Source organism: Halobacterium bonnevillei (genome assembly GCF_009831555.1).
In the GTDB taxonomy this organism is placed as follows: domain Archaea; phylum Halobacteriota; class Halobacteria; order Halobacteriales; family Halobacteriaceae; genus Halobacterium; species Halobacterium bonnevillei.
Map to the genome: position 1 here is coordinate 1 of NZ_WUUU01000291.1, position 2,142 is coordinate 2,142.

2 protein-coding genes are annotated in these 2,142 nt (G+C 72.1%); both read right to left on the minus strand.

What is annotated here, in order from left to right; translation table 11 throughout:
- A partial coding sequence (locus GRX66_RS18460) for a transglutaminase family protein (RefSeq protein WP_159527782.1) occupies positions 1 to 1,860 on the minus strand: 1,860 nt, incomplete at its 3' end.
- Positions 1,857 to 2,142, minus strand: a 286-nt coding sequence (locus GRX66_RS18465) for a hypothetical protein (protein WP_159527783.1), incomplete at its 5' end; no start/stop codon positions are given. The genes GRX66_RS18460 and GRX66_RS18465, both read right to left, overlap by 4 nt.

Here is a 2,142-nt window from a genome sequence, read left to right on the forward strand (position 1 = left end):
GGTCGCGCCGACCAGGAGGACCGCCCAGATGGCCAGCGTCTGCAGCGGCGGTATCGACGGGCTGCTCGCGCCATCGCTGCCGCCGCTGTCCGCCTGTTCGAGGCGCGGCGCGGTGATGTTGGCGATGTTCGACCCGTTGGACGACGTCTGCCGCGGCGCGTCGATGACGTTCTCGTCGCCCTCGGGGCCGACCTCCGCGTCCGGGAGGTCGTCGAACTCTCCTGGCTGGGTCCGCGGCGCCGTCCACGTGCCGTTCTCACTGCCCGCGGCGTCGACGCCCTCCACGCCCTCCTCCCGGGCTTCGCTGATCCGTTCCTCCTCGGCGGACGACCGGTCGACCGGGGGCGTCGGGTCGAACTGGACCCAGCCCTGGTCGGGGACGTACACTTCCACCCACGCGTGCGAGTCGAGGCCGCGGACGACCCACTTGTCCTCGCTGACGCGCTGGCCCGGCGTGTAGCCGGTGACGTACCGCGCGGGGACGTCCTGTGAGCGCAACATCACTGCCATCGCGCTCGCGTAGTACGTGCAGTAGCCGGGGATGTCCCCGAGCACGAACTCGTTGACGAGGTCGCCGTCCGGCTTGGGCGCGTCCAGGGAGTACGCCTTGTTCGCTTCGAGCCACTGCTCGACCGCGCGCGCCTTCTCGAAGTTCGAGTCCGCGTCGCTGGTCAGCGACTCCGCGAGGTCGACGACGCGCTCGCTGGTGGAGCCCGGCAACTGGAGGTACGTGTCCCTGATGCGCTCGGGTGCGCGGCCGGTCTCGTCTGCGAGGTCCGCGCGGTCGTTCACCGGGAGTCGGCTCCGCACCTCGTAGGTGTCCCCCGCGTAGAGGGTCGGCCCGTTCTCCAGCAGGCCGCCGTCGCTGATGTCGGCGTCGACGCCGCGAATCCGCTGGGGGACGGCCGCGGACGGCAGCACGTCCAGCGTGCGTTCGGCGGTGATGCGCTGGTCGACGTACTCGCCGGTCGGCGGCGGATTCTCCAGCGACCCGACGTCGCCGGTCTGGACCCAGCCGTCCCCGGTGTAGCGGTCGTAGACGCCCGCCCGGTAGTACGTCGCGCGGTCCGAGTTCGCGACGAACTGGACTTTCGGCTCGAGTCGGAGGCTGCCGCCGACGCCGACGTAGCCGCCCGCGCTCACGAGGCTGCCGGCGGTCGTCGTCGAGGACGCCGGGACGAGCGGCGACGCGCCGCCCGGAACTGCCGTCACCGTCGCTGACCCGACGATCATCGCTGCGAGCACGACGGCGAGCACCTGCGCTTGTCGCGTGCCCGCGGCGTGGTCGGCGAGCGTTCCGAAGCCGATGGCGCCCGCGGCCGCCAGCACGCCGACGAGCGTCGTCGTCGTGCTGTCGCCGGTCAACACGAAGAAGCCGAGCGCGACTGCTGCGATGCCGGTCGCTCGCGCGTACTGCCGGCGGAACGCGAAGTACGCCGCCAGGAACGTCGGCGCGGGCGCGACCGCGACCGCCCACGTTCCCGCCTCGGGGATGCGGAGCACCGAGTACCCGGTGAGCAGCGCGACCGTGTCCATCACGAACCGCATCGGCGTCATCGCGTCGAAGTACGCCGGCGGCACGGTGAACAGGTACGCCGCGAGGCCGCTGGTCAGCAGCGCCGCGGAGAGACCGACGGCGTACTTGCCGGGGAGCGCGCGCAGCACTCCCGCGAGCGCCACAGCGGCCGCGACGACGGCGACGAACAGCCACTTGTCACCGACGACCGTGACGACGTCGTACAGCACCGCGAGGTACGACGCCACGACGACGGCCACGCAGACGCCGGCCGCGAGGTGTTGCGGGCTCCCCGGCAGGTTATCCGGGACGCTGACGGCGTCGCGCACGCCAGCAGTGCTCACAGTGACACCTCCGCGGGGTCGACTGTCGCCCCGCGATTGGCCGGCGTGCTCGCTCCCGCGCCGCTACCGACGAACTCCGCGTATCGGTAGTCGGTGTCGGCGACGGTCACGGTGACGTGCTCGCCGCTCTCGGGCGCGTGGACGACGATTTCGGCGTCGTCCTTGCGGCGTTCGCGCATCTTCCCCCGCGAGAAGTTCGCGAGCACTCCCAGGACGCGTCGGCGGTGCGGGTCGCCGTGCGCCGGGTCGAGGGTGCCGTTCGCGGTCGCGATGCCCACCGCG